This window comes from Iamia sp. SCSIO 61187 (genome assembly GCF_019443745.1).
Taxonomy (GTDB): Bacteria; Actinomycetota; Acidimicrobiia; order Acidimicrobiales; family Iamiaceae; genus Iamia.
Window position 1 is genome coordinate 286,664 of record NZ_CP050948.1, and the last position, 23,547, is coordinate 310,210.

Annotated in this window: 24 protein-coding genes; 13 read left to right on the forward strand and 11 right to left on the reverse strand. The window is 74.8% G+C overall.

The window, feature by feature from the left end; all coding sequences use genetic code 11:
- Positions 1–23: 23 nt before the first annotated feature.
- From purD to HC251_RS01360, 4 genes are all read left to right on the forward strand, one after another.
- Positions 24–1,265 (forward strand): phosphoribosylamine--glycine ligase, encoded by a 1,242-nt coding sequence (gene purD, locus HC251_RS01345; protein WP_255566562.1) that lies wholly within the window; start codon positions 24–26, stop codon positions 1,263–1,265.
- A 117-nt stretch (positions 1,266–1,382) separates the two neighbouring features.
- Positions 1,383–4,073, forward strand: coding sequence for an FtsX-like permease family protein (locus HC251_RS01350; protein ID WP_219943530.1), 2,691 nt, complete (start codon positions 1,383–1,385; stop codon positions 4,071–4,073).
- Entirely contained in the window at positions 4,060–4,926 is an 867-nt protein-coding gene (locus tag HC251_RS01355) for an ABC transporter ATP-binding protein (protein ID WP_219943531.1), read from the forward strand. The genes HC251_RS01350 and HC251_RS01355 overlap by 14 nt, the downstream gene beginning before the upstream one ends.
- Positions 4,923–5,525, forward strand: a complete 603-nt coding sequence (locus HC251_RS01360) for an ATP-binding cassette domain-containing protein (protein ID WP_219943532.1) — start codon at positions 4,923–4,925, stop codon at positions 5,523–5,525. The genes HC251_RS01355 and HC251_RS01360 overlap by 4 nt, the downstream gene beginning before the upstream one ends.
- Before the next feature lie 129 nt (positions 5,526–5,654).
- On the opposite strand, the gene HC251_RS01365 is transcribed toward HC251_RS01360, so the two are convergent.
- The 5 genes from HC251_RS01365 to HC251_RS01385 form a co-directional block, all read right to left on the reverse strand.
- A complete protein-coding gene (locus tag HC251_RS01365; RefSeq protein WP_219943533.1) occupies positions 5,655–6,908 on the reverse strand; it encodes an acyl-CoA dehydrogenase family protein in 1,254 nt (417 codons plus the stop codon).
- A 123-nt stretch (positions 6,909–7,031) separates the two neighbouring features.
- Positions 7,032–8,054: an LLM class flavin-dependent oxidoreductase gene (locus HC251_RS01370; RefSeq protein WP_219943534.1), complete on the reverse strand. Its 1,023-nt coding sequence runs from the start codon at positions 8,052–8,054 to the stop codon at positions 7,032–7,034.
- 41 nt (positions 8,055–8,095) lie between these two features.
- Positions 8,096–9,247, reverse strand: coding sequence for a 5-(carboxyamino)imidazole ribonucleotide synthase (locus tag HC251_RS01375; RefSeq protein WP_219943535.1), 1,152 nt, complete (start codon positions 9,245–9,247; stop codon positions 8,096–8,098).
- A gap of 7 nt (positions 9,248–9,254) precedes the next feature.
- On the reverse strand, positions 9,255–9,719 hold the full coding sequence (purE, locus tag HC251_RS01380) for a 5-(carboxyamino)imidazole ribonucleotide mutase (RefSeq protein WP_219945589.1): 465 nt from the start codon (positions 9,717–9,719) through the stop codon (positions 9,255–9,257).
- A 76-nt stretch (positions 9,720–9,795) separates the two neighbouring features.
- Positions 9,796–10,155: a hypothetical protein gene (locus HC251_RS01385; protein WP_219943536.1), complete on the reverse strand. Its 360-nt coding sequence runs from the start codon at positions 10,153–10,155 to the stop codon at positions 9,796–9,798.
- An 84-nt stretch (positions 10,156–10,239) separates the two neighbouring features.
- Between HC251_RS01385 and purB the strand changes: the two genes are divergently transcribed.
- Both purB and HC251_RS01395 read left to right on the forward strand, forming a co-directional pair.
- The gene (purB, locus tag HC251_RS01390) at positions 10,240–11,664 is read left to right on the forward strand and encodes an adenylosuccinate lyase (RefSeq protein WP_219943537.1); all 1,425 of its coding nucleotides are present in this window, start codon (positions 10,240–10,242) and stop codon (positions 11,662–11,664) included.
- Positions 11,665–11,677: 13 nt separating this feature from the next.
- Positions 11,678–12,562 carry a phosphoribosylaminoimidazolesuccinocarboxamide synthase gene (locus HC251_RS01395; protein ID WP_219943538.1) on the forward strand — a complete coding sequence of 295 codons (885 nt, stop codon included), beginning with the start codon at positions 11,678–11,680 and terminating at the stop codon, positions 12,560–12,562.
- Positions 12,563–12,571: 9 nt separating this feature from the next.
- On the opposite strand, the gene HC251_RS01400 is transcribed toward HC251_RS01395, so the two are convergent.
- A complete protein-coding gene (locus HC251_RS01400; RefSeq protein WP_219943539.1) occupies positions 12,572–13,180 on the reverse strand; it encodes a TIGR03086 family metal-binding protein in 609 nt (202 codons plus the stop codon).
- Positions 13,181–13,253: 73 nt separating this feature from the next.
- On the opposite strand from HC251_RS01400, the gene HC251_RS01405 reads away from it, so the two are divergent.
- The gene (locus HC251_RS01405) at positions 13,254–13,700 is read left to right on the forward strand and encodes a MarR family winged helix-turn-helix transcriptional regulator (protein WP_219943540.1); all 447 of its coding nucleotides are present in this window, start codon (positions 13,254–13,256) and stop codon (positions 13,698–13,700) included.
- Positions 13,701–13,740: 40 nt separating this feature from the next.
- On the opposite strand, the gene HC251_RS01410 is transcribed toward HC251_RS01405, so the two are convergent.
- On the reverse strand, positions 13,741–14,085 hold the full coding sequence (locus tag HC251_RS01410) for a hypothetical protein (RefSeq protein ID WP_219943541.1): 345 nt from the start codon (positions 14,083–14,085) through the stop codon (positions 13,741–13,743).
- A gap of 62 nt (positions 14,086–14,147) precedes the next feature.
- On the opposite strand from HC251_RS01410, the gene purS reads away from it, so the two are divergent.
- Positions 14,148–14,402 carry a phosphoribosylformylglycinamidine synthase subunit PurS gene (gene purS / locus HC251_RS01415; RefSeq protein WP_219943542.1) on the forward strand — a complete coding sequence of 85 codons (255 nt, stop codon included), beginning with the start codon at positions 14,148–14,150 and terminating at the stop codon, positions 14,400–14,402.
- Positions 14,399–15,073, forward strand: coding sequence for a phosphoribosylformylglycinamidine synthase subunit PurQ (purQ, locus tag HC251_RS01420; protein WP_219943543.1), 675 nt, complete (start codon positions 14,399–14,401; stop codon positions 15,071–15,073). Before purS ends, purQ begins: the two co-directional genes overlap by 4 nt.
- An 18-nt stretch (positions 15,074–15,091) precedes the next feature.
- Here purQ and HC251_RS01425 read toward each other — a convergent pair whose 3' ends face one another.
- A complete protein-coding gene (locus HC251_RS01425) occupies positions 15,092–15,517 on the reverse strand; it encodes a hypothetical protein (protein ID WP_219943544.1) in 426 nt (141 codons plus the stop codon).
- Between the two features lie 154 nt (positions 15,518–15,671).
- Between HC251_RS01425 and purL the strand changes: the two genes are divergently transcribed.
- From purL to purM, 3 genes are all read left to right on the forward strand, one after another.
- Complete coding sequence (gene purL, locus HC251_RS01430; RefSeq protein ID WP_219943545.1) at positions 15,672–17,891, forward strand: phosphoribosylformylglycinamidine synthase subunit PurL; 2,220 nt, start codon at positions 15,672–15,674, stop codon at positions 17,889–17,891.
- A 61-nt stretch (positions 17,892–17,952) separates the two neighbouring features.
- Entirely contained in the window at positions 17,953–19,485 is a 1,533-nt protein-coding gene (gene purF, locus HC251_RS01435; RefSeq protein WP_219943546.1) for an amidophosphoribosyltransferase, read from the forward strand.
- A 10-nt stretch (positions 19,486–19,495) separates the two neighbouring features.
- The gene (gene purM, locus HC251_RS01440) at positions 19,496–20,530 is read left to right on the forward strand and encodes a phosphoribosylformylglycinamidine cyclo-ligase (RefSeq protein WP_219943547.1); all 1,035 of its coding nucleotides are present in this window, start codon (positions 19,496–19,498) and stop codon (positions 20,528–20,530) included.
- A 216-nt stretch (positions 20,531–20,746) separates the two neighbouring features.
- Here the strand turns inward: purM and HC251_RS01445 are convergent, their stop codons facing one another.
- Together HC251_RS01445 and HC251_RS01450 are read right to left on the reverse strand one after the other, a co-directional pair.
- Positions 20,747–21,094 carry a hypothetical protein gene (locus HC251_RS01445; protein ID WP_219943548.1) on the reverse strand — a complete coding sequence of 116 codons (348 nt, stop codon included), beginning with the start codon at positions 21,092–21,094 and terminating at the stop codon, positions 20,747–20,749.
- On the reverse strand, positions 21,091–21,876 hold the full coding sequence (locus tag HC251_RS01450) for a ParA family protein (RefSeq protein WP_219943549.1): 786 nt from the start codon (positions 21,874–21,876) through the stop codon (positions 21,091–21,093). Before HC251_RS01450 ends, HC251_RS01445 begins: the two co-directional genes overlap by 4 nt.
- Positions 21,877–21,894: 18 nt before the next feature.
- On the opposite strand from HC251_RS01450, the gene pyrE reads away from it, so the two are divergent.
- Positions 21,895–22,476 carry an orotate phosphoribosyltransferase gene (gene pyrE, locus HC251_RS01455; RefSeq protein WP_219943550.1) on the forward strand — a complete coding sequence of 194 codons (582 nt, stop codon included), beginning with the start codon at positions 21,895–21,897 and terminating at the stop codon, positions 22,474–22,476.
- A 3-nt stretch (positions 22,477–22,479) separates the two neighbouring features.
- Here pyrE and rsgA read toward each other — a convergent pair whose 3' ends face one another.
- Complete coding sequence (gene rsgA / locus HC251_RS01460; protein ID WP_219943551.1) at positions 22,480–23,532, reverse strand: ribosome small subunit-dependent GTPase A; 1,053 nt, start codon at positions 23,530–23,532, stop codon at positions 22,480–22,482.
- Positions 23,533–23,547: the final 15 nt, after the last annotated feature.

A 23,547-nucleotide genomic window follows, 5' to 3' on the forward strand; every position in this document is an offset into this window, starting at 1 on the left:
CGTGCCCGCCTAGTGTCCGGCCGGTGAAGGTCTGCGTGGTGGGGTCGGGGGGGCGCGAGCACGGGCTCGCCGTCGCCCTGGCCCGCACGGCCGAGGTCGTCGTCACCCCCGGGAACCCGGGGATCCCGGGCTCGGTGCCCACCCCGCCCGAGGAGCTCGACGCCGACCTGTTCGTCATCGGCCCCGAGCAGCCGCTCGTCGACGGGCTGGCCGACCGGTTGCGGGCCCAGGGCAAGCGGGTCCTCGGCCCCGGAGCCGACGGAGCCCGGCTCGAGGGGTCGAAGACGTTCATGAAGGAGGTCGTCACCGCCGCCGACGTGCCGACCGCCCGGTACGGGACCTTCACCGAGGTCGAGCCGGCGGTCGCCTTCCTCGAGACGCTCCCCGGGCCCTACGTCGTGAAGACCGACGGCCTCGCCGCCGGCAAGGGCGTGCTCGTCACCGGCTCGCTCGACGAGGCCGTGGCCGACGTGCGGGACAAGCTGTCGGGGACGTCGTTCGGCGACGCCGGCCGGCGGGTGGTGATCGAGGAGGGCCTCACCGGCCCCGAGGCCTCGGTGTTCGTGGTGTGCGACGGCGAGCGGGCCGTGGCCCTCCCGCCGGCGCAGGACTACAAGCGGGTGGGCGACGGCGACACCGGGCCCAACACCGGCGGCATGGGGGCGTGGTCGCCCTTCGCCGGCTGCCCCGACGACCTGGCCCGGGTCGTCGAGACCCGCTTCGCCGAGCCGACCCTCGCCGAGCTGCGGGCGCGCGGCATCGACTTCCGAGGCGTGCTCTACGCCGGGCTGTTCCTTACCCCCGACGGGCCCAAGCTGGTCGAGTACAACGTCCGCTTCGGCGACCCCGACTCCCAGGTCGTGCTGCTCCGCCTCACCTCCGACCTGGCCGACCTGTTGGCCGCCGCCGCTGACGGCGACCTGCGCCGGGCCGCCCCGGTCACCGCCTCCGACGACACCTTCGTCCTCGTCGTCGCCGCCTCCGACGGCTACCCCGTCGCCCCCCGCACCGGCGACCCCATCGAGGGGATCAAGGAGGCCCGCGCCGTCGACGGGGCCGAGGTCCTCTGCGCCGGGGTGGCCGCCGACGACGCCGGCGCCCTGGTCACCGCGGGCGGTCGGGTCCTCGACGTCCTGGGTCGCGGCCCCGACGCGGCCACCGCCCGCCGCCAGGCCTACGTCGCCCTGAGCGCCGTCTCCTGGCCCGGCATGCACCACCGCCGCGACATCGCGGCCCCCGTCGACCCCGAGCCCGTCGACCCCTGAACCCCCCACCCCCGCCGAACTCGGTGGCAGATGTGGGACGTCTGTCCGACATCTGCCACCGAGAACGAGATCGTGGGAGGCTCACCGCATGGTGCCGGTGGAGCTCGACCAGCCCTGATGCCCAGGCTGCGGGCGGCGGGCGACGGGGTGCGACGCTGGCTGCGCGTCGTCACCTCCCCACCGTGGCGACGGGCGCCGCTGCTGGTGGCCGCCAGCCCCGCCCTCGCCATCGGCGTCGCCGTCGCCGCCTTCGTGCTGGCCCTGGCCGGCGCGTCCCAGCCGCTCTTCTCGGCGGCGACCGGGCGGGCGTCGCTCCACCAGGACCTCGAGGAGGGGTGCGCCTTCGAGGTCGGCCTCCGCGTCGAGCGGGGCATCGCCCTCGACGGGCCGGGCACCGCGACCGGTGACCCGCTCGCGGCCCGGAGCGCCGTCCTCGACGAGGCCGTGGCACCGGTCGACGGTGTCGCCCCTGCCGTCGTCAGCGTGTTCGGCGGCGACGCGACCATCGCCCGGGCCGGCGCCGAGGCGGGCGAGACGGCGAGCGTGCAGCTCCTCCAGCGCGACGGCTTCGCCGCCCACGTCGAGGTGGTCGCCGGCGGGGCCGGCCCCGGGGTCTGGGTGCCCGACACGGTGGCCGAGCCGCTGGGGCTCGAACCCGGTGACGAGATCGTCCTCGTCGACGGCGGGGGGATGACCCTGCCGGTGGCGGCGATCTACCGCGACCTCCGCGACGGTCGCGACGACTGGTGGTGCTCCCTGCGCTACACCTTCGAGTCCCGGTCGGCGGGCGGGGCCGCCCCGCCCCCGACGGTGGTGGTGGACGACCTCGCCACGGTCGTGGCCGAGGCCGGTGGGCGCGGGGTGCGGGTCTGGTGGGAGTACCCGCCCGACGCCGGCCGGTGGGACCTGGCCGCCGCGCGCCGGGCGACGGCCGACCTCCGCGCCGTGGCCGACCGGACCAACGACCGCGTCTCCGACCTGGCCCAGGCCCTCGGGCCCGGGATCTCGACCGTCGACCGCCCGGCGAGCGTCACCAAGGCCGAGGACACCCAGGCGGCGGTCGAGTCGGTGGCCGGGCCGGTGGCGTGGGGGACCATCGGCGTGGCCCTGACGATGCTCCTGACGGCGGCGCGCAGCTGGCTCAGCCGCCGGTCCCAGCAGGTGACCGTCCTCACCCTCCGGGGCGCGGGCCCGGTGGCCGTGGGCCTGAAGGCGGTCGGTGAGCTCCTGCCGGCGCTGGTGGTCGGGGTGGCGGCGGGGCTGGCCGCGGCGATCGCCGTCGTGCGGACCGTCGCCCCCGATCCCGAGGTCGACGGCGAGGCCCTCGCCGAGGGGCTGGCCGTCGTCGGCGTCGCGGTCCTCGTCGCCGTCGCGGCCGTGGTCGTGGTGGTGGCGGCGGGCGCCCGCCGGGTGGGGGTGGGGGCGGGCGGTGCCGCCCCCCGGCGGACCCTCCCCCCGTGGGAGCCCGTCGTGCTGGCCGGCGCCGCCGCCGCCCTCTACGAGGTCCAGAGCCGCCCGGCGGCGGGCGACGGCCGCATCGACGGCCTCCTCCTCGTCTTCCCCCTGCTGCTCCTGGCCGGGGGGTCGGGTGCCGTGGCCCGGGCGGTGCTCTCGCGCCGGGTGCTGGCGGTGGCGGCCGTGCGGGCCCCGGTGGCGGGCTGGTTGGCGGCCCGCCGGATCGCCGCCAGCCGGGGCCGGGTGTCGCTCATCGTCACCGGGGCGGCCATCTCGATCGGCATCGTGGTCTTCGCCGGCGCCACCTCGGCCTCGGTGCGCGCCACGGCCGAGGCCAAGGCCCTGCTCGGCGACGGGGCCCGTCAGATCGTGCGGCTGTCGGTCCACGGCGACCGCCCCACCGACCCGCCCGTCGCCGGCGCCAGCACCGTCGTGACGCGGGCGACCGAGTCGTCGGTGCTCCGGGCCGGGCACGACCCGGCCGACGTGCTCGGCGTGGACCCGGCCACCTTCGCCGACGCCGCCTTCTGGGACGACAGCTTCGCCGACCGCTCGCTGGACGCGCTGCTCGACGCCGTCGCCCTCCCCGCCGACGCCCCGGCCGACGATCCCGTCCCGGCGATCGCCGTCGGCGACGGGCTGCCCGACCGGTTCGTGGTGACCCTCGACGGCGAGGACGGGACCGAGGAGGTGGCGGTCGCCGTGGTGGCCCGGGCCGACGCCTTCCCCGGGTTCGAGGCCAGCCGGCCCCGGCCCCTGGTGGTCGTCGACCGGGCCGCCCTCGACCGGGTCGGCGTGGTCGAGCACCCCGAGGTGTGGCTCTCGGACGACTCCCCCTCCGTGCCCGACCGCCTCGCTCGCGAGGGCCTGTCGATCGTCTACAGCCGACGGGGCGCCATCGACCTGGCCGGCGCCGGCACCCGGCTCCGGCCGCAGATCTGGGCCATCGACTACCTCCAGGTGATCGGGCTGGCCGCCGGCCTGGCCACCGTCGCCGGCCTGGGGCTGCACGTGGCGGCCGACGCCGAGCGCCGCCGGCTGGGGGCGGCCCTGGCCCGCCGCCTCGGGCTCCCGCCCCGCCAGGTGGCCGGGGCCACGGCCGTGGAGGTGGGGGCGATCCTCCTCGGCGGCCTGGTGCTCGGCGTCGCCCTGGCCGGGATCGCCCTGCGCCTCGTGTTCGCCAAGCTCGACCCCCTGCCCAACACGCCGCCGGACCCGCTGCTGCGCGGCGATCTCGGCCTCGTCGGCCTGTGCGCCCTCGTCGCCGTGGTCGTCGCCCTCGTCGTGACCCTGGTGGTCGAGCGGCGCTCGACCCGGTCCTCGCTCCCGGAGCTGCTCCGTGCCGCCCGCTGACGACCTGTCGCCCGACGTCCGGTCCGTCGACCACCGGTCCGACCGCGACCGGCCGGCCGCGGTCTGCCGCGAGCTGGTGCAGATCTACGAGGCGGCCGGCGGTGCCGTCCACGCCCTCCGCGGCCTGAGCGCCGAGATCCCGGCCCGGGCCCTGACCGCCGTCGTCGGCCCGTCCGGCGCCGGCAAGTCGACGTTCCTCCGCCTGCTCGCCGGGCTGGAGCGGCCCACCGTCGGCGAGGTCGAGATCGACGGCCGCCCCACCGCCCACCTCAGCGGGCGGGCCCGGCGGCGGCTGGTCGCCGAGCGCATCGGGTACGTCTTCCAGACCCCGGCGGACAACCTCCTGGCCGACCTCCGGGCCCGCGAGCACGTCCGCCTGGCGTGGTCGCTCCGGGCCCCGGTGCCGGGCGACGCCGTCGACCGACTGCTGGCCACGACCGACCTGGCCGCCGTCGCCGACCTCCGCCCGGCGGCGCTGTCGGTCGGCCAGCAGCAGCGGCTGGCCTTCGCCATGGCCATGGCCGCCACCCCGGCGCTGATCGTGGCCGACGAGCCCACCGCCAGCCTCGACGCCGACGGGGCCGCCACGCTGGTCGACCTCCTGCCCCGCCTGGTGGCCGAGGGCCAGACGCTGGTGATCTGCACCCACGACCCGCGGGTGGTGGCGCGTGCCGACGTGGTGCTCGAGGTCGCCGGGGGCACTCTGGCGGCCGAGGGCCGGGCGGGCGAGATGCTGGCGGTCGTGGACGAGGCCGACCGGATCCACCTGCCCCGCGCGGTGGCGGACCGCTTCCCGGGCCGGCGGCTGCGGCTCACCGTCGACGGCGACGACGTCCGGATGGACCCCCCGTGAGCGGCGGGTTCGCCCTCGCCGGCGTCACCGTCGGCGGGGGCGTCGTCAGCCGGTTCGACCTGCGCGTGGCCCCGGGGGAGCTCGTCGCCCTGGTGGGCCCGTCCCTGACGGGCAAGACGGCGCTGGTCGAGGTCCTGGCCGGGTGGGTGGCGCCCGAGGCCGGCACGGTGACGTGGGCCGGCGCCGCCGCGCCGCCGTGGTCCCGGCTGGCCGTGATCCCCCAGGAGATCGCCCTGATCGAGGAGCTGACCGTGGGCGAGAACGTGGGCCTGGCCCTGGGCGCGGCCCCGGCCCGGCGCTCGGCGCCGCCCGACGACGACGAGGTGGTGGCGCGGCTCGGCATCGGCCACCTGTGGAGCCGGGGCGGCTACGAGATCTCGGTCGGCGAGCGCCAGCGGACCATGGTGGCCCGGGCCCTGGTGGGGCGTCCGCCGCTCGTCGTGGCCGACGAGCCCGTCGCCCACCAGGACGCCCGCCGGGCCGAGGTCGTGCTCGACCTCCTCCGCGAGCGGGCCGACGCCGGCGGCGCCGTCGTCCTCGCCACCCGTGACCCCGACACGGCCGTCGCCGCCGACCGGGTCCTCACCGCCCCCTTCTGACCGCGTCGAACCTTGTCCGGAAGTCCCCCTCCTCGGCAGGGTTCCGGACAAAGCTCGATGGTCGCCGACGAACCTTGTCCGGAAGTCCCCCTCCTCGGCAGGGTTCCGGACAAGGTTCGACGGGGTCGGCTACTTGGGGAGGTCCTTGAACGGGCTCTTGGAGTCGATGCCGGGCTCCTTGGGGAGGCCGAGGACCCGCTCGCCGACGATGTTGCGGAGCGTCTCGTCGCTGCCGCCGGCGATGCGCATGCCGGGGGTGCCGGTGGCGAAGGTCGACCAGGCGAAGGTGCCCCACTCGCCGGTGTCGGCGACCAGCTTGGGGCCGAGGATCATGCTGACCACCTGGGTGGTCGCGGTGAGGTTGGCGGTGAGGGCCAGCTTGCCGATCGACATCTCCGGACCGGGCAGGCCGCCGGCCTTGATGGTCGCCGCGGCCCGCATGTTGGTGTACCGCGACACCGCGTAGCCGGTGTAGAGGCGCATCAGGGCGTCGCGCACCACGGGGTCGTCGGCCCGGTCGAAGGCCCGGGCCATCTCGATGAGGCGGACGATCGACACCAGACCCGACCCGCCGCTGCCGGACCCGCCGCCGATGGAGGCCCGCTCGTTCATCAGGGTGGTGAGGGCGACCGTCCAGCCCATGTTGACGGCGCCCAGGCGGTGGTCGTCGGGGACGCGGACGTCGGTGAAGAACACCTCGTTGAAGGCGGTGCCGCCGGTCATCTGGCGCAGCGGCCGGACCTCGACGCCAGGGGCGTGCATGTCGACCACGAACCCGGTGAGGCCCTTGTGCTTGGGCAGGTCGGCATCGGTGCGGCAGATGACCTCGCCGATGTCGGAGTAGTGGGCGCCCGAGGTCCACACCTTCTGCCCGTTGAGGATCCACTCGTCGCCGTCGCGCTCGGCCCGCATCTGGAGGCCGGCCAGGTCGGACCCGGCGGCGGGCTCGCTGAAGAGCTGGCAGCCGACGAGGTCGCCGCGGTACATCCGGTCGAGGTAGGCGGTGGTGGCCGGGGTCCCGTGGGCCTGGATGGTGGGCGCCACCATGCCGAAGCCGATGCCGAAGAACGACTGCTTGGGGACCTGGTAGCCCGACTCGAGGCGGGCGTAGAGCATGGCGTGCTCGCGGCTCAGGCCCCGGCCGCCGAGCTCGGTGGGCCCGGCGATCCAGTGCAGGTCGGCCTCGGCGCGGGTCCGCAGCCACCCCTTGGCCGCGGCCAGCTGCCGGGCCTCGGTCTCGGGGTCGACCTCCTCGAACATGGCCACGTCGTCGTCGCCCTTGCCCCAGACGAACTCCTCGGCGGGCGGCTTGGGCTGGGCGTGGGCGTCGAGGAAGGTCCGGACCTCGGTCTCGAACGCGTCGAGGGTGGGGGCGTCGGGCATCGGTGTCACCTGCGGTCGGGAAGAGAACTTGACTGACCGGTCAAGGTAGCGGGCCGCGTGTCGTCGGGCACGGTCCGCGTCCCCGCCGCGGACCGCCGACCGGTGCCGGGCACCAGCCGTCCGTCAGGCGGGGGCGTCCGCCATCTCCATGGCCTCGGCGACGAGGCGGTAGGAGCGGACCCGCTCGTCGAAGCCGTGGGTCATGGTCGTGATCATCAGCTCGTCGGCGCCGGTGCGCTCGGCCAGGTCGAGCAGGCCGGACCGGACCGCCTCGGGCGGCCCGATGACGTGGTGACGGCCCCAGCTGCGGGCCGTGGCCTCCTCCTGCGGGGAGTACACGTGGTTCGCCGCCTCCTCGGCCGTCGGGTAGACGTCCGGGTTCCCCGTGCGGAGGCGGGCCATGGCCAGCTTCCCGGGACCGGAGAGGTAGCGGGCCTCGTCGAGCGTCGGGGCGCACAAGACGTTGACGCCGAGCATGACGTAGGGCTGGTCGAGCGCGCCCGACGGGTCGAACGCCTGCCGGTAGGCGGCGACGGCTGCCTCGGTGTTCTCGCCCGAGAAGTGGTGGGCGAAGGAGAACGGCAGGCCGAGGAGCCCGGCCAGCTGGGCGCTGTAGAGGCTCGAGCCCAGCAGCCAGACGTCGGGCTGGTAGCCGCGGCCCGGCGTGGCGTGGATGGCCTTGAACGGGTGGTCGTCGGGGAAGGTCCCGTTGAAGTAGGCGAGCAGCTCGCCCAGCTGGCGCGGGAACTCCTCCTCGGCGTCGAAGCGGTTGGTCCGCCGGAGGGCGGCGGCGGTGAGCCCGTCGGTGCCGGGGGCCCGCCCGAGGCCGAGGTCGATGCGCCCGGGGTGGAGGGCCTCGAGCATCCCGAACTGCTCGGCCACGACCAGGGGCGAGTGGTTGGGCAGCATCACGCCGCCCGAGCCGAGCCGGAGTGTGGTGGTGTGGGCGGCGAGGTGGGCGATCAGGACCGGTGGCGACGAGCTGGCGATGCCGGGCATGTTGTGGTGCTCGGCGACCCAGTAGCGGGTGAACCCGAGGCGCTCGGCCTCCTGGGCCAGACGCCGGCTGGACTCCAGGGCCAGGGCCGGGGTCGACCCCCGGCCCACGATCGACAGGTCGAGAACGGAGAGCTTGGGGAGGGCCACGTCGTGGTCCAACCGTGGGGTCGGCCGAGACCTTCCGGCGATCAGCCGCCGAGGTCGGCGGCCAGGCCGACGGCCGTCCGCACGGCGTCGGCCCGGGCGAGGGCGACGTCGAGGTCCCCGGCGACGACGGTGGCGTGGCCCATCTTCCGCCCGGGCCGGGCCTCCGCCTTTCCGTAGAGGTGCAGGTGGGCACCGGGTACGGCCAGCAGGGCGGCCCAGTCCGGCTCCCGGGGGTCGCCCTCCGGACCCCAGAGGTCGCCGAGGAGGTTGACCATGACGCTGGCCGAGTGGGCCCGCACCTCGCCGAGCGGGAGGCCGCACAGCGCCCGCAGCTGCTGGTCGAACTGGCTGGCCGTGCAGGCGTCGATCGTGGCGTGGCCGGAGTTGTGGGGGCGGGGTGCGATCTCGTTGACCATCAGCCGCCCCCCCGACACGAAGAACTCGACGGCCACGGTGCCGACGTGGTCGAGGGCGGTGGCGACCTCCACCGCCGTCGCCACCGCCTGCTCGGTGAGGGCGGCGTCCACCCGGGCCGGGACGATCGAGACGTCGAGGATGCCGCCGACGTGGCGGTTCTCGGCCGGGGGGAACACGGCGACGGGGCCGGCGGCGTCGCGGGCGAGCACCACCGACAGCTCGACGTCGAGCGACAGCCGTGCCTCGAGCACCGCCGGTGCCCCGCCGAGCTCGGCGTGGGCCGCCGCCAGGTCGCCGGGTCCGGCGACCGAGACCTGGCCCCGGCCGTCGTAGCCCAGCCGGGCCACCTTGAGGATGCCGGGGAAGAGGTCCGCGGGCAGCTCGGCGGCGTCGGTGTCGCCGTCGACGACGGCGTAGGGGACGTGGGGGATCTCCCGCTCGCGCAGGAACGCCTTCTCGGCGATCCGGTCCTGGCACACCTGCACCGACGTGCTGCCGGGGCGGACGACGGTCACGGTGGCCAGACGATCGAGGGCCGGCGCCGGCACGTTCTCGAACTCGGTCGTGACCGCGGCGCAGGCGGCGCCCACCTCGTCGAGCGCGCCGCTGTCGTCGTAGGCGGCGACCACGTGCCGGTGGGCGGCCGCGCCGGCCGGGCTGGCGGGGTCGGGGTCGAGCACCCAGGTGCGGTAGCCGTGCTCGCGCGCGGCCAGCACGAAGAAGCGGCCGAGCTGGCCGCCGCCGAGGACGCCGACGGTGGCGGGGGGGAGGATCACCGAGGGGTCAGGCCGGAGGCAGGCGCATCGCCAGCGCTCGCTCGGTCTGGGCGGCCCGGAACGCCGTGAGCCGCCCGGCCAGCTCGGCGTCGGTGGCGGCCAGCATCGCCACCGCGAACAGGGCGGCGTTGGCCGCGCCCGCCTCGCCGATGGCGAAGGTCGCGACCGGCACCCCACGGGGCATCTGGACGATGGAGAGGAGGGAGTCCTGGCCCGAGAGCGCCTTCGAGCGGACCGGCACGCCGAGGACGGGCACGGTGGTCTTGGCCGCCAGCATCCCCGGCAGGTGGGCGGCACCGCCGGCGCCGGCGATGATCGCCCGCAGCCCACGGGGGCCCGCCTCCTCGGCGTAGGAGAAGAGCAGGTCGGGGGTGCGGTGGGCCGACACGACCCGCGCCTCGTGGGCGACCCCGAGCTCGCTGAGGACCTCCGTGGCGGCCTCCATCGTCGACCAGTCCGAGTCGGACCCCATGACGACGCCAACGACCGCGGTGTCCACGTCCGGACGGTACCCGACGTCGCCGGGCGGCCACGACCGCGGGGCGCGCCTACTTGCGGCGGAACAGGCCCCTGCGCTTGGGGGCGTCCATGTCGAGCTTCTCCAGGCCGAGGGGGCTGACGACGACGGGGCGGCGCTCGGCCTCGCGCTGCTGCTTGCGGCGCTGCTTCTCGAGCTGGCGGATCTCGCTGGGCGTCCGCCGGGGGGCCTGGCCCGACGTCTTGCGGACGCCGCCGCGCTCGATGGCGCACGACACGCACAGGGCGCCCTTGCGGGGGCCGAACGGCGTCACCAGGCAGCTGTCGCAGTGCCAGGCCCCGCACGCGCTGCAGATCCGGTCGGCGGGCTGGAAGGTGTGGAGGATGCAGTTGGTCGACTCGGTGGGCGACGGACCGGCGGCATGGCTCACCCCCCCGTCATCGGCCGCGCCGGCCCCGCCTTGAGGCCCCGCGGACCTTGGGGGCGCCGCCGCGCCCGGGCGTAGCATCGGCGGGTGACCAGCACCCCCGCGAACGTCCTGGCGGCCCGCTACGCCAGCCCCGAGATGGTCGCCATCTGGTCGGCCGAGGCCAAGGTCGTGCGGGAGCGGCAGCTGTGGCTCGCCGTGCTGCGCTCCCAGGCCCGCCTGGGGATGGACGTCACCGACGCCGAGATCGCCGCCTACGAGGCCGTCGTCGACCAGGTCGACCTGGACTCGATCGCGGCACGGGAGCGGGTCACCCGCCACGACGTCAAGGCCCGGATCGAGGAGCTCAACGCCCTCGCCGGCCACGAGCGGATCCACGCCGGCATGACCAGCCGGGACCTCACCGAGAACGTCGAGCAGCTCCAGGTGCGCGACGCCCTCCGGCTCGTCCGGCGCCGGGTCGTGGCCGTGCTGGCCCGCCTGGCGGCGCGCGCCAGCGAGCACGAGGCGCTGGTGATGACCGGCCGCTCCCACAACGTGCCCGCCCAGGCCACCACCATGGGCAAGCGCTTCGCCAACGCCGGCCAGGAGACGCTGCTGGCGCTCCAGCGGGTCGACGACCTGCTCGCCCGGTACCCCCTCCGGGGCATCAAGGGCCCGGTCGGCACCCAGCAGGACATGCTCGACCTCCTCGGCTCCGACGAGGCCGTCGACGCCCTCGAGGCCGACATCGCCCGGGAGCTGGGCTTCGACCACGTGCTCGGCAGCGTGGGCCAGGTCTACCCCCGGTCCCTCGACCTCGACGTCGTCTCCGCCCTCGTCCAGGTCGCCGCCGGCCCCACCAGCCTGGCCACCACCATCCGCCTCATGGCCGGCCAGGAGCTGGTGACCGAGGGGTTCCAGCCCGGCCAGGTCGGGTCCTCGGCCATGCCCCACAAGATGAACACCCGCTCCACCGAGCGGATCTGCGGGCTGTCGGTGATCCTCGGGGGCCACCTGGCCATGGTCACCGCCCTCGCCGGCGACCAGTGGAACGAGGGCGACGTCAGCTGCTCGGTCGTCCGCCGGGTGGCCCTGCCCGACGCCTTCTACGCCCTCGACGGGCTGATCGAGACGACGCTCACCGTCCTCGACGAGTTCGGCGCCTTCCCCGCCGTCGTCGAGCGCGAGCTGCAGCGGTACCTCCCGTTCCTCACCACGACCAAGGTCCTCATGGCGGCGGTGCGCGCCGGCGTCGGCCGCGAGGTCGCCCACGAGGTGATCAAGGACCACGCCGTCGCCGTCGCCCTGGAGATGCGGGAGAAGGGCGCCGAGCGCAACGACCTCCTCGACCGCCTCGCCGCCGACGAGCGCCTCGGGCTCGACGCCGCCGCCGTCGCCGCCGTCGTGGCCGAGCCCCTGTCGTTCGTGGGGCGGGCCCGGGCCCAGACCGCCGCCTTCGTGGCCGAGGTCGGCCGCCTCGTGGCCGACGACCCCGATGCCGCGGCCTACGCCCCCGGGGCGATCCTGTAGGTAGGTTCGGCCCATGGCTGGCATCTCCCTCCCCCACGTGGTCTCGGGGAAGGTCCGCGACATCTACGACGCCGGCGACGACCGGCTGCTCCTCGTCACCTCCGACCGGCTGTCCGCCTTCGACGTGGTCATGGCCGAGCCCATCCCCGACAAGGGCCGGGTCCTCACCGCCATGTCCGCGTTCTGGTTCGACCACCTCGCCGACATCGTCCCCGGTCACCTCATCTCGACGGACCTCGAGGACATGCCCGAGGGAGCCCAGGACCCGTCGCTCGCCGGGCGGGCCATGCTCTGCCGCCGGGCCGACATGCTCCCCATCGAGTGCATCGTCCGGGGCTACCTCACCGGTTCGGCGTGGAAGGAGTACGCCGCCTCCGGCACCATGCACGGCACCCCGCTGCCCGCCGGCCTCCAGAGGTCCGACCGACTGCCCGAGCCCGTGTTCACCCCCTCGATCAAGGCCGACGTCGGCGATCACGACGAGAACGTCTCGTTCGAGAAGGCCGTCGAGCTGGTCGGGGCGGACCTGGCCGAGCGGGCCCGCGACGTCTCGCTCCAGCTGTACCGCCGGGGCGCCGAGTGGGCCGCCGAGCGGGGGATCATCATCGCCGACACCAAGTTCGAGCTGGGCCTGGTCGAGGGGGAGCTGGTGCTGGCCGACGAGGTCCTGACGCCCGACTCGTCCCGCTTCTGGCCGGCCGACTCCTGGGTGCCGGGCACGACCCCGCCGTCGTTCGACAAGCAGCCCGTCCGGGACTACCTCGAGACCCTCGACTGGGACAAGACCCCGCCGCCGCCGGCGCTCCCCGCCGAGGTCGTCCGGGCCACCTCGGCCCGCTACCGAGAGGCCTACGAGCGCCTCACCGGCCTGAGCCTCGACGCCTGGCCCTCCCCCTAACCGGAGCGGTCAGGCGGCGGCGTCGGCGGGGGACCAGGCGGGGTCGCGACCGAGCCAGGCGAGGATGTGGTCCCACGTGCCCACCCCGGCGGTGAGGGCGGGGCCGAACGGGGCGCCGGGGGCGAGGCGGCCGTCGTCGTCGGGGATGAGGGGGAGGACGGTCGCCACCGCGTCGGCCAGGTCGTCGGGCGGGGTGAAGTCGAGGCCGAGGCTGCGGGCGACGTCCCACGTGTGGACCACGGTGTCGAGCATCTGCGCCCCGACCAGGAGCCCGACCGGCAGCGGCACCTCCGGCACCATCTCGGGCTGGATCACCGTGGCGTCGAGCTCGGCGGCGGCGAAGGCGGCGACGAGGGCGTCGACCGAGGCCCGCCAGGTGGCGGGGGAGAAGGCGGCCGGCACGAACGCCGTCAGGGGCGCATCGCCGTCGGTGACGGACGCGGCGAAGCCGCGGTGCTGGCCGACCATGTGGGTCAGGAGCACGGCGAGGTCCCAGCCCGCGCAGGGCGTGGGGCGGGTGAGGTCGGCGTCGGTGACCATGTCGATGTAGGGCGTCGCCAGCTCGACGGCGAGGCGGTGGGCGGGGCGATGGTCGGCGGGGCGGGGGGAGGGGGCCATCCGGGCAGTCCATCACCGTCTGGTGATGATCACAACGTGTTTACGGTGTGACAGGTGGCGGTAGCGTGCGGGCGTGCCCGACGACCGCGTGGACCTCCTCGCCTCGGTGCTCCCGCTGGCGAAGGCCCTGCGGAGGATCGAGGACGCCGCCGCCGGCGCCCACGGGCTCACCATGTGGCAGTACGCCGTCCTCCTCGTGGTCGCAGCCCAGCCGTCCGGCAGCCAGGCCGAGCTGGCCGCCCGCCTCGACTACAGCCGCAACCGCCTCGTGGCCGACCTCGACGTGCTGGAGGCCCGCGGCCTGCTCGTCCGGCGGCCCGGGGCCGACCGTCGGACCAACGAGCTGGCGGCGACCGATGACGGCGTCGCCACCATGCGGGCCATCCAGGCCGCCATCCACGCCGGCGAGGACGACCTGCTCTCCGTCTTGGCGGACGACGACCGCGCCGAGCTCGACCGCCTCCTCCGCCTCGCCGGCCAAGCGGCCCGCCAGGCCCGCGAGACCCGCGAGGTCGTCTGATCGCCGACGAGCGGCCCCATCAGCAGCGCCGTTCGGAGCCCTACCCGACCCGCCACTCCACCGGGAGGTCGTCGACGGTGCGGTAGATGACGTCGTCGTGGACGTAGGTGACCACCCACTCCTGCGGGGACAGGAGCCCGAGGAGGGCTCGCCACAGCCGGGCGCCGTCGCGGCCGAGCTCGGCGAGGACGAAGGCCTCGACCTTGGGTCGGTCCGGGTGCTCGACGTCGAAGGTGAGGTCCCAGCGGTGGGCCCACGAGGCCAGCCGGTTCACCACCGACGCCGGGAGGGGCAGCGTGGAGGGATCGACGTCGGAGTCGACGTCGCGGTCCCACAGGGGGTGGCGACCCCAGTGGTGCGCGAGCTCGAGGTGCCGCGGCGCCATCGCCGCACCGTAGTGATCGGACTGGGTTCGAGGCCGGGCCCCGGCCGTGCCAGAGTGGGCCCATGCAGTTCGACGTGCTGGTCGAGGTCAGCCCACGGCAGGGGGTGGCCGACCCGCAGGGGCAGACCATCGAGCGTTCGCTGCCCGCCCTGGGCTACGAGGGTGTGGCCGGGGTCCGGGTGGGCAAGGCGATCCGCTTCCGGGTCGACGCCGCGTCCGAGGACGCCGCCCGATCGGAGGTTGAGGACATGTGCGCCCGCTTCCTCACCAACCCGGTGATCGAGGACAGCACCGTGACCCTCACCGCCTCCGCATGACCCCCGTCGTCGGGGTGGTGCAGTTCCCGGGGTCGAACTGCGAGCTCGACGTCGTCGAGGCCGTCACCACCCTGGGCGCCGAGGGGCGCCTGCTGTGGCACGGCGAGGCCTCGGTCGCCGGCGTCGACGCCATCGTCGTCCCCGGGGGGTTCGCCCACGGCGACTACCTCCGCCCAGGCGCCATCGCCCGCTTCTCTCCCGTCGTGTCCGGCATCGCCGACTTCGCCCGCTCGGGCGGGCCGGTCGTCGGGATCTGCAACGGGTTCCAGGTGCTCACCGAGGCCGGTCTCCTGCCCGGCGCCCTCCGCAAGAACGAGGGCCTCCGGTTCCTGTGCACCACCGTCGAGCTCGAGGTCGTGTCGAACCGATCGGCCCTGACCGGTTCGGTCGATCCGGGCACGATCCTCCGGGTCCCCATCAACCACTTCGAAGGGGCCTACACCTGCGATGAGGACACCCATCGCCGGCTCGTCGACAACGACCAGATCGTGCTCCGCTACGTCGACAACCCCAACGGATCGCTCGACGCCATCGCCGGGGTGAGCGACGAGGCCGGGAACGTGGTCGGCCTCATGCCCCACCCGGAGCGGGCGTCGTCGGCGCTGCTCGGGTCGGCCGACGGCCTCCCGCTGCTGCAGTCGCTGCTCGACCGCGCCGCGGTCAGGGCCTGAGCGCCGTCGGCGCCCGGCTCAGGACCCCCGGCCGATCCCGGCCTTCTTGAGGACGGCGGCGGCGACGCCGGCGTCGCGCCAGACGGCGTAGCTGATGCCCTTGCGCTGGGCGTAGCCCTTGGCGTGGGCGACGAAGGCGGACTCGAGGCCCGAGATGTCGACTCCGGACGACTTCGACGCCAGCTCGGCCTCGAGGTCGAGGCGCTCCTGGCGGAGGTTCAACGCGCTGATGGCGTCGGCCGTGGCCAGCTCGTCATCGATCTTGGCGATGCGCGCCTTGATGGTGTCGGGGGTGCGCTGACGGCCCCGCTTCGGCTTGTTGGCGGCGAGCGCTTCGAGGTAGTCGGACACCGCCTTCGCCTGCTTTCGGCCCTCGGCGATGGCCTGCTTGTGCTCGTCGGACATCGTCCGCTTCGACTTGGTCGCACTCTTCTTCGGGGGCATGTCAACCGCTTTCGGGTCGTCGTCTACTACAGGTCTCCAACGCCCCTCCCGTGAACGTCCAAGAGGTTAGTCCGGTCACCCCAGGTGGTGCCGATCCGTCTGAGTGCGGCGGTCCTTTCCGGGGCCTGACCCCAGCGCCGGTAACGTCCCCCAGGTGAGCGAGAGCACCGACTCGACCATCCACCGAGCGCTGGGGCTCACCGACACCGAGGCGGCCGACATCGCCGAGATCCTCGGCCGGGAGCCCAACCACCTGGAGCTCGCCCTCTACGCGGTCATGTGGTCGGAGCACTGCTCCTACAAGTCGTCCCGCATCCACCTCCGCCGCCTCCCGACCGAGGGTGAGGGGGTGCTCGTCGGCCCCGGTGAGAACGCCGGCGTCATGGACGTGGGCGACGGCATCGCCGCCGCCATCCGCATCGAGAGCCACAACCACCCCAGCTTCATCGAGCCCGCCCAGGGCGCGGCCACCGGGGTGGGCGGCATCCTGCGCGACATCTTCACCATGGGCGCCCGCCCCATCGCCACCATGGACCCGCTGCGGTTCGGCCCCCTCGACGACGCCCGCAGCCGGTGGGTGGCCGAGGGCGTGGTGGCCGGGATCTCCGCCTACGGCAACTCGGTCGGCGTCCCCAACGTCGGCGGCGAGGTCGTCTTCGACGCCTGCTACCAGGGCAACCCGCTGGTCAACGTCTTGTGCCTGGGCGTGCTGCCGACGGACCGGCTCGTCCTCGGGGCGGCGACCGGCCAGGGGAACCTGGCCGTCCTCCTCGGCTCGGCCACCGGCCGCGACGGCATCGGCGGCGTCAGCGTCCTGGCCAGCGCCGGCTTCGACGAGGGCAGCGAGGACAAGCGCCCCGCCGTGCAGGTCGGCGACCCGTTCGAGGAGAAGCGGCTCATCGAGGCCTGCCTCACCCTGCTCGACGCCGGGCTCGTCGTCGGCATCCAGGACCTGGGCGGCGCCGGGCTGGCCTGCGCCACGAGCGAGACGGCGTCGCGGGGCGGCGTCGGGATGGACGTCGACGTCACCGCCGTGCCCCGCCGCGAGGACGGCATGGAGCCGTTCGAGGTGATGACCAGCGAGTCCCAGGAGCGGATGCTGGCCATCGTCACGCCCGACGGGCTCGACGAGGTCCTCCGGCTGTGCGCCCGGTGGGAGGTCGCCGCCACCGTGATCGGCAAGGTCACCGAGGGCGGGCGGCTGCGCATCCGCGACGGCTTCGACGGCGAGGTCCTGGCCGACGTGCCGGCCAGCAGCCTCCACGACGCCGCCCCGCTGTACGACCGGCCCCGCGCCGCCCCGGCCGACCGCGCCGCCCGGACGGCCGCCGACCCGGGTGTGCCCGACGCCGCCGACTGCGGGGCGATCGTCCTCGACCAGCTGTGCGACGCCAGCTGGGTGTACAGCCAGTACGACCACCAGCTGTTCCTCAACACGGTGGAGGCGCCCGGCGGCGACGCGGCCGTGCTGCGGCTCAAGCACCCCACGACCGGCGTCGACACCGGCCGCGGGCTGGCGCTCACCACCGACGGCAACCACCGCTGGTGCGCCGTCGATCCCCGCCTGGGCACGGCCGCCACCGTCGCCGAGTCGGTGATGAACCTGGCGTGCGTGGGGGCCCGGCCCATCGCCGTCGTGAACTGCCTCAACTTCGGCAACCCGGAGCACCCCGAGGTCATGTGGCAGCTGTCGGAGGCGATCGACGGGCTGGCCGACGCCTGCCGGGCCTTCGGCCTGCCTGTCGTCGGCGGCAACGTCAGCCTCTACAACGAGACCGCCGGCACCGACATCGACCCCACCCCGGTCGTCGGCCTGCTCGGCCTCGTCGACTCCCTCGACCGACGGCCGCCGAGCGTCGGCCTGGTCGAGGGCCACCGGCTCGTGCTCCTCGGCGCCGACCCGGGCGGGTCGCTGGCCGGCTCCCGCTGGGCCGCCGACGCCGGGGCGCCGCGCCTCGGCGTCCTCGACCCGCTCGACCTGCTGGCCGTGACCAAGGTGGCCGGCCTGGTGCGTGAGGTCGTCGCCGACGGCATCGCCTCGGGGGTCCACGACGTGGCCGAGGGCGGCCTGGGCCGGGCCCTGGCCGAGATGGCCGTCCGCACCGGCGTGGGCGCCACCGTCACCGGCGTCGAGGGCCCCGCCGCCCTGCTGTGCGAGACGCCGGGCCGGGTCGTCGTGTGCCTGCCCGGCGACGCCGTCGCCGACCTCCTCGCCCGGGCCGAGGCCGCCGGCGTGGCCGCCCGCGAGCTGGGCGACGCCGGCGGCGACCGCCTCGTGGTCGAGGGTCTGGTCGACGAGGCGCTGGCCGACGCCACCGCCGCCTGGCGCGACCGCCTGCCCACCGCCCTCGACGGACCGGTCATCCAGGCCTGACCGCCCCGACCCCTGCTCGCCGAGGTAGGGAGTCCGGGCCGGCACCTGCGATGATGGGCCCGTGCGCGACCCCTTCGACGACTCGCCGAAGGAGGCGTGTGGCGTCTTCGGCGTGATCGGGCCCGACGCCCCGGTCGCCCACCTGACCTACCTGGGGCTCTACGCCCTCCAGCACCGGGGCCAGGAGTCGGCCGGGATGGCCGTCAGCGACGGCGACTTCCTCACCGTCGTGCGCGACATGGGGCTCGTCTCCAACGTCTTCGACGACCGCACCCTCGCCCCCCTCACCGGCCACCTGGCCATCGGCCACACCCGCTACTCGACCACCGGGTCGAGCACCTGGGGCAACGCCCAGCCGGTGTACCGCAACGTCGGCGACCACCAGTTCGCCCTGGGCCACAACGGCAACCTCACCAACACCGCCCAGCTGGCCGCCGAGCACGGGATGCTCCCCGGCACGGTGTCGAGCGACAGCGACCTCATGGCCGAGCTGATCAGCGCCGAGCTGGCCCAGCGCCCGGGCGACACCTCGGGCGAGGCCATGGAGGCGGCCCTGATGGCGGTCCTGCCCCGCCTCGAGGGTGCCTTCTCCGTCGTGCTCATGGACACCGAGCGGGTGTACGGCTGGCGCGACCCGAACGGCCTGCGCCCGCTGTGCCTGGGGCGCAAGGACGACACCTGGGTCACGGGCTCGGAGAGCCCGGCGCTCGACATCGTCGGCGCCACCATGGTCCGCGAGGTCGAGGCCGGCGAGGTCGTCGTCCTCTCCCTCGACCAGCCGCCCCGCTCGCTGCACCCGTTCCCGGCCGAGCGCATCGACCCCAAGCTCTGCCTCTTCGAGTTCGTCTACTTCGCCCGCCCCGACGCCCGCCTCTACGGCCAGAGCGTCCACCACGCCCGCGTCCGCCAGGGCGAGGCCCTGGCTGCCCAGGCGCCGGTCGAGGCCGACATGGTCATGGGCGTGCCCGAGTCCGGGGTCCCCGCCGCCGAGGGCTACGCCCGGGCCAGCGGCATCCCCTTCGGCCAGGGCCTGGTGAAGAACCGCTACATCGGCCGCACGTTCATCGCCCCCAGCCAGGAGATGCGTGCCCTCGGCGTGCGCATGAAGTTCAACCCCCTGCGCGACAACATCGAGGGCCGGCGCATCGTGGTCGTCGACGACTCCGTCGTGCGGGGCACCACCCAGCACCAGCTGGTCCGGATGCTGCGCGAGGCCGGCGCCCGCGAGGTGCACCTGCGGCTGACCTCGCCGCCGGTGCGGTGGCCGTGCTTCTACGGGATGGACTTCGGCGACAGCAGCGAGCTCCTCGCCGCCAAGTACGACGTCGACGGGATCCAGGAGTTCCTCGGCGTCGACTCGCTGGCCTACATCGAGATCCACCGGCTCCTCGAGTCCACCGGGGCCCGCGAGGCGGGGTTCTGCGCCGCCTGCTTCACCGGCGAGTACCCGATCGAGGTCCCCGTCGAGCTGAGCAAGGACGTGCTCGAGGAGGGGGCGACGACGCGCATCGACAACTCCGCGTCCGTCGCCGCCGGGTCCGTGCTCGACCAACCGTCGTTGCTGCCGGCCGACGACGCCCACCGCACCCCCTGAGGAACCATCGATGACGGGCGACACGTACAAGGACGCGGGCGTCGACATCGCCGCCGGCGAGGAGGCGGTCGAGCGCATCAAGGCCAAGGTCCGCTCGACGTTCCGGCCCGAGGTCATCGGCGACATCGGCGGCTTCGGCGGCCTCTTCTCCTTCGCCGGCCACCGCTACCGCAACCCGGTGCTCGTCAGCTCGACCGACGGCGTCGGCACCAAGGCGCTCATCGCCCAGGCCGCCAACCGGTTCGAGACCATCGGCATCGACCTGGTGGCCATGTGCGTCGACGACATCGTCTGCTCCGGGGCCGAGCCGCTGTTCTTCCTCGACTACATCGCGGTGGGCAAGCTCGACCCCGACCACATCGAGCGCCTGGTCGAGGGGGTGGCCGAGGGGTGCCGCCAGGCCGGGTGCGCCCTCATCGGGGGCGAGATGGCCGAGCACCCCGGGGCCATGGAGCCGGGCGAGTTCGACCTCGTCGGCTTCGCCGTCGGCGTCGTGGAGCGGGACCTCATGCTCGGCCCCGACCGGGTCCACGCCGGCGACGTGCTGATCGGCCTGCCGTCGCCGGGGCTCCGGTCGAACGGCTACTCGCTGGCCCGCCGGGTCCTGCTCGAGCGGGCCGGGCTGGCCCTCGACGGCCCTGCCTACGAGGGCGCCCGCCACTCGCTGGCCGACGAGCTGCTGGAGCCGTCGGTGGTGTACGCCCCGGCCATCCGGGCCCTGGTCGACAGCGTCGACGTCCACGCCCTGGCCCACGTCACCGGGGGCGGGCTGCCCGGCAACCTGCCCCGCTCCCTGCCCAAGGGGGTCGACGCCGTGGTCGACCCGTCCACCTGGGAGGTCCCGCGCATCTTCGGCGAGATCCAGCGCCACGGCGAGATCTCCGACGACGAGATGCGCCAGGTGTTCAACCTGGGCCTCGGCATGGTGGCCGTCGTCCCCGCCGAGGACGTCTACCGGGCCCTCGACACCCTCCGCGCCGCCGGCGTCCGCGCCACCCAGGTCGGCGTCGTCGAGAAGGGCCATGGCGCGCTGAGGTACACCTGACGTCCTCGTCCGGTCCGGCGTCACCGGCGGGCGGGTGGGCCGGCCGTCGCCGAGCGTTCGATGCTCGCCATGGCTCCGCCCCATCGGGGCTCGCTGCGCTCGCAGCGGTGGCGCTCCGCTGCTGCGCTTCGCTTGCGCTCGACGCCGGCCGGCCTTCCGGGACATCGGCGGGGTCGCGCCGGCCCGGGGCCGAGCACGCCCTCCTCAGCGGAGAGATCAGTCGGTCCAGGCGATGGCGCACCAGTGGCGGCGCTCGCAGGCGGGGCAGCGCATCCAGTGGCCCTTGCGGCGGCCGGGGACCCACACCGAGATGCTGGCCAGGCGCATGGCCACGTCGGTGACCGAGATCCGGGTGCGGACGCCGCAGCCGCCGCACTCGACGACGACCGAGCCGGCCTGGCGGGGACCGGTGGAGTAGAGCGCGTCCTTGCCCTCCTTGGCGTCGCCGCTGCGGATCGTGTCCCGGGCGGCGTCGACCGGCATCTCGAACAGCGCCCGCCGGCCCTGCGGGTCGAGCCCCCGCCGCGACCCGCGGCGGGGCGTCGTCCCCCCGTCGCCGCTCACGACCCGCCCTTGCCCTTCTTGGACCGCCGGGGCTTGCCGAAGATCCGCTCGGCCAGCTCGCGGTAGGCCGTCGCCCCCTTGGAGCTCGGGGCGTGCTCGAGGACCGACCGCCCGTGCCCGGGGGCCTCGGCCACCTTCACCGACTTGGGGACGGGCGGGTCGAACACCTCGAGCCCGTAGGCCTCGCGGACCTCCTCGACGACCTGGTGGGCCAGCTTGGTGCGCCCGTCGAACATGGTGGCGATGACGCCCCCGATCTCGAGCTCCTTGTTGGTGTAGGACCGCACGTCGTCGATCGTCTCCATCAGCTGACCGACGCCGCGCTGGCCGAGGGACTCGCACTGGAGGGGGATGAGGACCTCGCCGGCGGCGGTGAGGCCGTTGATGGTGAGGATGCCGAGCGAGGGCGGGCAGTCGATCAGCACGACGTCGTAGTCGGCGACGATCTTGTCGAGCGCCTTGCGCAGCACGTACTCCCGGCCCGTCTTGGTCAGCAGGTGCATCTCGGCGCCGGCCAGGTCGATGGTCGACGGCAGCACGGCCAGGTCGCCGACCACCTGCACGGCGTCGACCGCCTTCGTGCGGCGCAGGAGGACCTCGTGCATCGAGCGCTCGACGGTGTCGGGGTCGATGCCGCACGCCCACGTCAGCGACGCCTGCGGGTCGAGGTCGACGAGGAGCACCGTCCGCCCGGCCTCGGCCAGCGCCACCCCGAGGGAGTGCACGGTGGTGGTCTTGGCCACCCCGCCCTTCTGGTTGGCCACGGCCACGACGCGGGTCACGGGCGGCATGATACGGGCGTGCCCACCCCACCGCCCCCACCGGACTGCGCCTTCCCCGAGCTGCGCGACCACCTGCTCGTCCACAGCGTCCAGCGGGGCGACTTCACCCTCAAGTCGGGCAAGCGGTCGGAGTGGTTCATCGACGCCAAGCAGACGACGTGCTCGCCCGAGGGGATGCTCCTCGTGGCCGACGCCCTCCTGGCGGTGATCCCCGATGACGTGACCGCCCTCGGGGGCCTCACCGTCGGAGCCGACGCCGCCGCCTACGCCACCGCCGGCATCGCCGCCACGCGGGGTCGGATGCTGTCGGCCTTCACCGTCCGCAAGGAGGACAAGGGCCACGGCATGGGCGGCCGCCTGGCCGGGGTGCTCGGCCCGGGCGACAAGGTGGCGGTCACCGAGGACGCCGTCACCCGGGGCGTGTCGATGCTGGAGGCCGTCGAGGTGATCCGGGCCGTCGGCGCCGAGGTCGTCCTCCTCGTGCCCGTCGTCGACCGGGGCGGCACCGTCGAGGCCATGGCGGCCGAGGCCGGCCTCCCGCTCCGGGCCCTCGTCACCGCCCCCGACCTCGGGTTCCCCTACGAGCGCGACGTCGCCTGAGGGCTACTCGTCCTCGGGGTCGTCGGGGACGCGGGCCCGGCCCCGGCGGGTCTGGTTGCGGGGCGCCCGGCCCTCGCCCTGGCGCCAGGCCTTGGCCTCCTGGCGCCGGGCGGCCTGGTCGGCCTCCTCGACGAGGCCCCGCCACCCGGCGAGGCGGGCGGGGTCGAGCTCGCCCCGCTCGATGGCGGCCCGGACGGCGCAGCCGGGCTCGCCCTGGTGGGCGCAGTCCGAGAAGCGGCAGTCGGCGGCGAGGGCCTCGACGTCGTCGAAGGTGGCGTCGACGGACTCGGTGTCGGTCCACAGCCCGACCGACCGGATGCCCGGCGTGTCGACGAGGATCCCGCCACCGGCGAGCGTGTGGATCTCGCGGTGGCTGGTGGTGTGACGGCCCTTGCTGTCGCCCTCCCGGACCTCGCCGACGAGGGCCACCTCCTCCTCGCGCAGGGCGTTGGTCAGCCGGGACTTGCCCGCCCCGGACTCGCCGATGAGCACGACGGTGTGGCCCGCCGTCCGCCGCCGGACCTCGTCGATGCCGGCTCCGCTGCGCGACGAGGTGAGCAGCACGTCGACGCCGGGGTTGGTCTCCTCCAGGAGCGTGACCACCGCCTGCGGGTCGTCGACGGCGTCGGCCTTGGTGAGGACGATGATCGGCTGGGCGCCGGCGTCGACGGCGAGGGCGGTCGCCCGCTGGACGCGGCCCGGACGGATGGGGCGGTCGAGGCCGCACACGATGAAGACGATGTCGACGTTGGCCACGATGGCCTGCTCGGTGTCGCGGGTCGTGTCCCGCCGACGCAGGAGCGACAGCCGCTCGAGCGTGGCCCGGACGGCGCCGTCGGCGACGAGGACCCAGTCACCCACCACGGGGGCGGGGTCGATGGAGGCGAGGACGGGCACGGCGACCAGCTCGTCGGCGGTGGCCACGGTGACGAGGGCGCCGTCGTGGCGGATCACCCGACCCGGTGTCGACGGCGCCCGCAGGTCCTCGGCGGCGGTGGCGGCCAGGGCGGCCCAGCGGTCGGACCAGCCGAGGGCGGGGAGGATGTCGTCGGCCACGATCCCCCATCCTCC

Coding starts and splice junctions, on each gene's coding strand:
- purQ (WP_219943543.1), top strand. CDS start 14,399: ATGACCCCCGTCGTCGGGGTGGTGCAGTTCCCGGGGTCGAACTGCGAG.
- HC251_RS01425 (WP_219943544.1), bottom strand. CDS start 15,517: ATGCCCCCGAAGAAGAGTGCGACCAAGTCGAAGCGGACGATGTCCGAC.
- HC251_RS01395 (WP_219943538.1), top strand. CDS start 11,678: ATGGCTGGCATCTCCCTCCCCCACGTGGTCTCGGGGAAGGTCCGCGAC.
- purS (WP_219943542.1), top strand. CDS start 14,148: ATGCAGTTCGACGTGCTGGTCGAGGTCAGCCCACGGCAGGGGGTGGCC.
- purM (WP_219943547.1), top strand. CDS start 19,496: ATGACGGGCGACACGTACAAGGACGCGGGCGTCGACATCGCCGCCGGC.
- HC251_RS01410 (WP_219943541.1), bottom strand. CDS start 14,085: ATGGCGCCGCGGCACCTCGAGCTCGCGCACCACTGGGGTCGCCACCCC.
- HC251_RS01400 (WP_219943539.1), bottom strand. CDS start 13,180: ATGGCCCCCTCCCCCCGCCCCGCCGACCATCGCCCCGCCCACCGCCTC.
- purE (WP_219945589.1), bottom strand. CDS start 9,719: ATGGGGTCCGACTCGGACTGGTCGACGATGGAGGCCGCCACGGAGGTC.
- HC251_RS01350 (WP_219943530.1), top strand. CDS start 1,383: ATGCCCAGGCTGCGGGCGGCGGGCGACGGGGTGCGACGCTGGCTGCGC.
- HC251_RS01365 (WP_219943533.1), bottom strand. CDS start 6,908: ATGCCCGACGCCCCCACCCTCGACGCGTTCGAGACCGAGGTCCGGACC.